The following is a 6,596-nucleotide window of genomic DNA, read 5'->3' as shown; positions in this document are numbered from 1 at the left end:
GCCTTGGAACTTCAAACACTGACAAGTCGCCCCGTGGGTTCATGGGGCGGATACGCCAAAGCAGTAAATGACGTCATAACCAAAAGGGCAGTGACTAGCGTTTTCGCGCATGTACGCATGCAGAATGCCAACGAATCGACAAACTTAGTTAGTAGTGTGTTGTACACAAATGTATCTCCAAAAAATAAATAAAAGGGTGTAGTAGCCCGGTTATTTACTCTCTAAATATACAGTGCTTTAGATGTAAGCGGTGTTTTGTAGGTCGAGAAGAGCGATGGTTATCTCTAGACAATCTCGATATGTGCGGTGATAGGCTGTACGCAACAGCAATAAACAGGATAAAAGGAATCAGCCAACCTGTTTTAGGTGTCGTGAAGGTGAGCATTTTGGAGCTTAGGCTGCACGCGCTAGAGTTTGGCGCTGACAGAGTTTTAGACGCTTCTGAACCAAAAACGCTAGCATAGAGCTCAGACATTTTATCGAAAGATGCGACGATTGCTTGTGGATGGCTAGTTTCTGCGCCGACAAGTATTGATTGTCCAATTAGGGAAGCTGAAGTGGTTACTTTGTTTGTAGAAAGCGCACTCGCCAGACAGATTACGATAACCAGTCCGGTAAGGAACAGCGCCCAAAGCGAATGCTTTTGTCGGCGGTTCTGTGTGGATAAGAAAAGTAGCGATGTGTTCAGCAAATCAGTCAGTAATTGAATCAGTTAGTTGTTAATAGTTAATAGTTAAAGCGAGCTCATTGAATTGCGGTTAGCTTAAATAAGATCTCTTCGAGTCACAAGTCATGAAATTGTTAAAGTGAAACGATGTATAAACGCGATAAACCGTAGATACACGATAAACGATGCATAAACACCAACTCACGCAAATACGACATTGAGCTCTAGATAAAGTTCACAACAACTGGAAGTTATCGCCAATTTATCCTGTATAGAGTGCTCTATTCATTATCAGGAGATACAAAAAAGCCCAACAGATCGCAGATGGACATATTGGGCTTTAACCATTGGTGCTATTGGAAAGGTTTAGTGAGAACGGCGAGGACCGTTGCGCACAAGGTCTTTACCATTTTCAAAGATTTCTTTAGTGATCCAGCGAGCGAGTAAAACCTTGTGACTGCTGTTGAATACTGCAACGAAATGACGACCATCAGAATTATTGGTAGCCATACCTACGCCTTCAACGTCTTCAAGACCTAAGCCCCCTGCTTCTACTGAAATTAGGAATTGCTCTAGCTCTTCTAGAGACTCAATAACATCAAGTTCGTTGTTCATTTTTATGCTCTTTTGCTGTGAGCCAACATAGGATTTAAGGCGATTTAGTACATGCACCTAAATGACGATATTGGCTGTTGTTCTTTGTTGGTTGCGTACTCTACAGGTCATAAGAGGGGATTGGAACTCTCAAATATTAGATACAGGCTGATAATTTGCAAAGTTTTAACACAACATACGTTTAAATGCTTGTTATCCATCTTCTTTTTACTACTATTTATAGGGTCAATTTAGACAATAATAGGAATTAGTATGATGAAGGTTTGGCGTTGTCTATTGTTAATGTTGGCGTTTGTCGCATTTGGAAGTTTTGCGCAAAGCGTCGATAAAATAGCAGAAGTACAAGACCAGCTAATGCTGGACCTCGCTACATTAGAAACAGCGCACGATGCTGAAAAGCCGTTTCTAGAAGACATATTGCGAAGAAAGAACCAAGCACTACGCAAAGAGATATCCTCCCAATTATCATCTGATAAGAAGCAAGGCTTAGACGCTGTTCTTGCCCAGCAAGTAGAGCTTTTACAGCATTTACTGTCATTGAACGAAGTTAAAATTGTCTCTATGAGCAAAGACAACCGTTCGGCTGAAGGGGATGCAAAAAAGCGTCTTGAATTGTTGATTCAAAAACGTATCGGAATGATGGATGACTACTATCAGCAACTTTCTAAGACCTTAAGTTGGTCAAAAGATCGAGGCGTTGATGTATCGGCTGCGGAAAGTCAGTTAAAAACCGCACTAGTTTCTCGTTCGCAATATCTGACAAATGCGATTCTCTACACAGACACGCAGCGTCAAGATTTAGAGCGCCGTTTGTCTTTTGTGAGTGAAGAAGAAAAGGCGACGATAAAAACTGAATTAATACGTTTCAGAGAACGAACCAGCGTTATGGTTGCCAGCTTAGAGAAAAGTATCTCCATGATGGTGCCATTTGGTGTGGATGTCACCTCGTACAAGCGTATTCTATTAGCGACCACCGGCGACATTAACGCTGATGTATTGGATGTTGATGTTGCACTGGAGTTGTTGGATGGTTGGCTTCGTTCATTCAGTTCATGGGCTTTTGAAAATACCCCTTCATTTATCGTTAAACTCGCGCTTTTCCTCGGTATTTTGTATGTAACTCGCCTTATTGCTAATGTGGCTCGTAAAACCGTTCGTAAGAGTGTTTCGCACTCTAAAATGGACTTCAGTGTATTGATGCAGGACTTCTTTGTATCAATTGCATCTAAAGCGGTCGTGTTTGTTGGTTTGCTGATCGCCCTGTCTCAAATCGGGATCGAGTTAGCTCCGTTATTAACTGGTTTCGGTGTTGCGGGTGTCATCATTGGTTTTGCATTGCAAGATACGCTGTCTAACTTTGCATCGGGCTTGATGATCTTGATCTACCGTCCGTACGATGTTGGCGACATGGTCAAAGTCGCTGGTGTTCAAGGCACTGTAAAAGACATGAGCTTAGTATCGACAACCGTTCAAACCATCGATAACCAACGCTTGGTGATCCCAAACAACAAGATCTGGGGTGACGTGATCAACAACATCACAGCAGAGCGTGTGAGACGTGTTGATATGGTTTTTGGTATCGGTTACTCAGATGATATCGATAAAGCAAAATCGGTATTGAACGACATCATTCTTGCTCACCCTCTAGTGTTGAAAAAACCAGAGCATATGATCAAGCTTCACACCTTGAATACGTCTTCAGTTGATTTTGTTGTAAGACCTTGGGTTAAGACAGATGACTACTGGGAAGTGTATTGGGATGTGACGGAAACCGTGAAGAAACGCTTCGATGAAGAAGGCATCACGATTCCATTCCCTCAACGAGATGTACATGTTTACAATCACGAAGAGAACTAATCCAAAAAAACTAAGTACGGCTTAAGGTCGATTTCTACTTTATGTGATATCAAATGGACGCTGAATAAGCGTCCATTTTTATTGGCTGCCAGTTTATACCAATCACAGTAAGTAAGTGATCAGAAATAGCGCAGGAAAAAGGCTTGAGAACAAGGCAGAAATTTTTGATAAGTAGTTATTCTACAATCAAAAGTTCTAACGCCGTTATCGAGCGTTTTAACCAGCTAGGGTGAACAGTTATTTACTACGATTGGTATTATATTGAGCTTCACTCTTTTAGGTAACTCAACCACCTTAGAATTAAGTTATGATGGGGTAGGCTTAATCTGGACAGTTGAAAGCGAATGGATGATTCACAGCAAAAAACGAATGGTAGAAATACAACGGTAAGAAAAGCGACGCGAATCGAAAGCGTCATGAACTCTGCGATGTGGCATTTAACTCAGAGAGATATGACAGAAAGTGAGTTGGTCGCGAAGCTCAAAGTGAAAACCGACAATCAAGAATGGATTGATGAAACGTTGAATACTTTGAAAGGGTTTGGGTATCTCAAATCTGACCAAATGTTTGCTGAACAATTCGTAGAACAAGCGTTCTCAGGTGAATTTGGTTCTCGGTATATTGTTGAAAAATTGAAAAAGAAAGGCCTGACGGACTCAGTGATTTCTGATGCAATCCATAAGGTGTCTTTCGAAAAGTCTATTGATGAACAGACCATCCTGATAGACCGAATCAACCACTACTACTCAAGCTTTACCATGAGCCGTGAAAAATTGGTTGCGACGCTGCAAAAGCGTGGCTTTAGCTATCAGCAAGTTAAGGTAGCGATTGACCAGCACCCACAAGCGCATGAACTGAAGAGTAATATTCAAATTAAGGCAGAGAAAGCCGATTTGGAAAAAGAAGTGCTTAAGTATGCTCGTAAAGGCAAAGGCTTGACTGCTATTCAGCAAGAGCTTAGACAGCGACAAATAGACACGAGCGAACTGTCATCGTTAGTCGATCGGTTAATTAACGAAGAGCAACTGGATTTTTACTCTTCGTGTTTAGAACAACTACAAAAGAAATCTTATGACCTCAACGATCACAAAGAGCGCTCAAAGGCTTACGCTATGCTAAGTCGAAAAGGCTTTTCGTCGGATGAAATTAAATTTGCTCTGAGTGAAGGTAACGAGTAGCCAGTGTCCTTAAACTCAAGAAATATAGAACTTTCAGAAATACAGAACCTTCAGATATAAAGAGCTGAAGGTCATCGAACACAGAATGATTTACAGGGTCAATAGATTGCTTTAACGCGTTGTGTGCAGGTTTTCTGTAATACCTAACCCATTACGCAACGCGAACTGAAGGAGGTCATTGTGGTTGTTCAAATCGAGCAACCCAAGCATTCTGTACTTATGCGATTCTATAGTTCGAGAGCTTAGATGGAGCTGTTCCGCACACTCTTTTGCACTTAGGCCTTGAGCAATAAGTGCCAACACTTTGGTCTGCTTCTTGGTGAGTAATAGTAATTTATCACTGTCATCTTCTAACAGGTTCTCATTTTGCTTTAATGTTCTGGCTAGCGTTGAGTGCTGCCAATAACAGAGCCAAAGCTCACAGACTAATTTTAAGCGCTGGATGTCTTCGAGATCGAAAGTGGTATCGTTGTCGTGAAAATTAGTAAAAGACAGCGCCCCCCAGCGTTGGTTAAAGAGTTGCAAAGGAATGATGCAGTGCCATCGTCCCCCTTCTTTGTATAATTGCTTTAATACGTAATTCTGAGTGTTCTCGAGGTCGTCTTTCGAAAATGCGAGATAAGTATTTTTGGTCTTTAGCAGCTTTAAATAATCAAGATAGTTGCCACCAATGAGACTCTGTTTATTAACCGGAGGTATGTTCGCTTTCGATACTGAAAAAGTCTTGCCGTCTTCGAGTAAGACCATTGAATTAGGGTAAAGTGTTAAGCGATCAATCCCAAACCAATCGAGTACGTCAAAGCTCGCTTCTGACCAAGTAGCTTGAAAACACTTAGGATCGCTATTGATGAGAGTCGTTGATTGCTTCATCAACAATTGTTCAAAACTTAGGTTAGTGGCCGACACATCTTTCCTTTATCAACATATTCATTGTATTTATAACAAAGAGGATATTCGTTCGAGTGATGTAGTGCAAGATAAGATCTCGTTATTGTTGGGTGATTATTGTATTTCATTTTATATAACTTTTTGTTCTAAAAGGTGAGGTAATAAGCAGTAAACTTCCCGCATTCAATGAGTGGTGTTGCTTATAAAATCGAGCATTTATCGAACCGAGTAAACACTGTGATACGTTTTAGAACCTTACTAATCATTTCAGTATCGATGCTGATATTTTGTCCCCCGACGGTTAGCGCGCATGCATCGCCAATGTTTGTGTATTCGCAGTCGCCGATCCACTCAAACGTTCTATCTACACAGCTCCGTAGTGCTCAACCAGCAAGTGTAGGGGCGGTTGAGTTCAAGTCCTCTTATACTCAAGCCAGTATTTGGGCTCATACCGACGCTTATGGTCTTGATTATTACCAAAATCAATCGAATATTGCAGTTCAATGGCAGGCATCTTCTGTATGGAAGGTGGAGTTGGATTATCGAGTGGTAACAGCCAAAGATAATGGACTTGATAGTTTTGTGATGGGCTTTCATGACTTATTTAATATCGGCCAAAATGGTCGGGATGAAGTTCCTCAAGATCAGTTCACTATGGATTTTAATAACTCGGGGGTTCATATTTCTGATTTTGAAGGCGATCAACTGACTAATGCTGTCACGTTATACAATGAATTATTGTTGTATTCCGACGGTCCCTCTTTTATTTCTGCTGGTGGCTCTCTGTTTTACAATAATGTTCGAGAAGGGCAGTTTGAGCGAAATAGTTTTGAGCAAGGTGTTCAGCTGAATTACAGCTATTTATCAGTGCGTCACAACATGTTTGTCACTCTTGGTTTAGTTCACCGCAAAGGTGATGACTATTCTGTGCTCTTAGAAAACTACAGTTCGAGTTGGGCTGTAGGCTATGAATTACGATTCGATGCTCATCATAGCTTGGTCATTGAATCGTTAAATTATCAAGGTTGGGGGAAAGACGACCCTGATTTTTCAGAGCCGTCTAATGAAGTGGTACTAGGTTATCGCTACCGATTAAATAGATTTAGCTTAGAAGCCTTGATGACAGAGAATATTCGCAATATGGATAACAGCACTGATATTGGGTTTACGATTGGGTTACGCTTCTCAATATAAAAGTAATATCAACATATCATTATGTAATTAAATTCAGCGCAACGATAAAATTCCAGTAATTTTACGGTATATCCACAACACAAATTTTTGAACAATAGCGCTACTCCAAAAGGCCGGACTAACAAGGCCGAATCAATATATAGGGGCTTTGTTGCGTAATTAAATTTAAAGATAGAACAACCCCGTTTCGCGTATTT

General features: G+C 40.9%; 6 protein-coding genes. 3 read left to right on the top strand and 3 right to left on the bottom strand.

Annotation, left to right across the window (positions count from 1 at the left end; genetic code table 11):
- Positions 1 to 214: 214 nt before the first annotated feature.
- Positions 215 to 691 carry a hypothetical protein gene (locus AB6D07_RS22320; protein ID WP_157938742.1) on the bottom strand — a complete coding sequence of 159 codons (477 nt, stop codon included), beginning with the start codon at positions 689 to 691 and terminating at the stop codon, positions 215 to 217.
- A 342-nt stretch (positions 692 to 1,033) separates the two neighbouring features.
- Entirely contained in the window at positions 1,034 to 1,282 is a 249-nt protein-coding gene (locus AB6D07_RS22315) for a hypothetical protein (protein ID WP_009844760.1), read from the bottom strand.
- A 252-nt stretch (positions 1,283 to 1,534) separates the two neighbouring features.
- On the opposite strand from AB6D07_RS22315, the gene AB6D07_RS22310 reads away from it, so the two are divergent.
- A complete protein-coding gene (locus tag AB6D07_RS22310) occupies positions 1,535 to 3,139 on the top strand; it encodes a mechanosensitive ion channel family protein (RefSeq protein WP_017096657.1) in 1,605 nt (534 codons plus the stop codon).
- Positions 3,140 to 3,483: 344 nt separating this feature from the next.
- Entirely contained in the window at positions 3,484 to 4,317 is an 834-nt protein-coding gene (locus AB6D07_RS22305; protein ID WP_009844762.1) for a RecX family transcriptional regulator, read from the top strand.
- Between the two features lie 111 nt (positions 4,318 to 4,428).
- On the opposite strand, the gene AB6D07_RS22300 is transcribed toward AB6D07_RS22305, so the two are convergent.
- Entirely contained in the window at positions 4,429 to 5,223 is a 795-nt protein-coding gene (locus AB6D07_RS22300; protein ID WP_017102466.1) for a response regulator transcription factor, read from the bottom strand.
- A 303-nt stretch (positions 5,224 to 5,526) separates the two neighbouring features.
- Between AB6D07_RS22300 and AB6D07_RS22295 the strand changes: the two genes are divergently transcribed.
- Positions 5,527 to 6,399: a DUF3187 family protein gene (locus AB6D07_RS22295; protein ID WP_371997072.1), complete on the top strand. Its 873-nt coding sequence runs from the start codon at positions 5,527 to 5,529 to the stop codon at positions 6,397 to 6,399.
- Positions 6,400 to 6,596: the final 197 nt, after the last annotated feature.

Origin of the sequence: Vibrio sp. 10N.239.312.C11, assembly GCF_041466065.1 — a bacterium.
In the GTDB taxonomy this organism is placed as follows: Bacteria; Pseudomonadota; Gammaproteobacteria; order Enterobacterales; family Vibrionaceae; genus Vibrio; species Vibrio tasmaniensis_A.
Note: the sequence above shows the minus strand (reverse complement) of the source record. Positions and strands in the feature narration are given on the sequence as shown.

Excerpts from the sequence above, each read along its gene's own strand:
- AB6D07_RS22315 (WP_009844760.1), bottom strand. The coding sequence starts at position 1,282 with ATGAACAACGAACTTGATGTTATTGAGTCTCTAGAAGAGCTAGAGCAA.
- AB6D07_RS22310 (WP_017096657.1), top strand. The coding sequence starts at position 1,535 with ATGATGAAGGTTTGGCGTTGTCTATTGTTAATGTTGGCGTTTGTCGCA.
- AB6D07_RS22305 (WP_009844762.1), top strand. The coding sequence starts at position 3,484 with ATGGATGATTCACAGCAAAAAACGAATGGTAGAAATACAACGGTAAGA.
- AB6D07_RS22295 (WP_371997072.1), top strand. The coding sequence starts at position 5,527 with ATGTTTGTGTATTCGCAGTCGCCGATCCACTCAAACGTTCTATCTACA.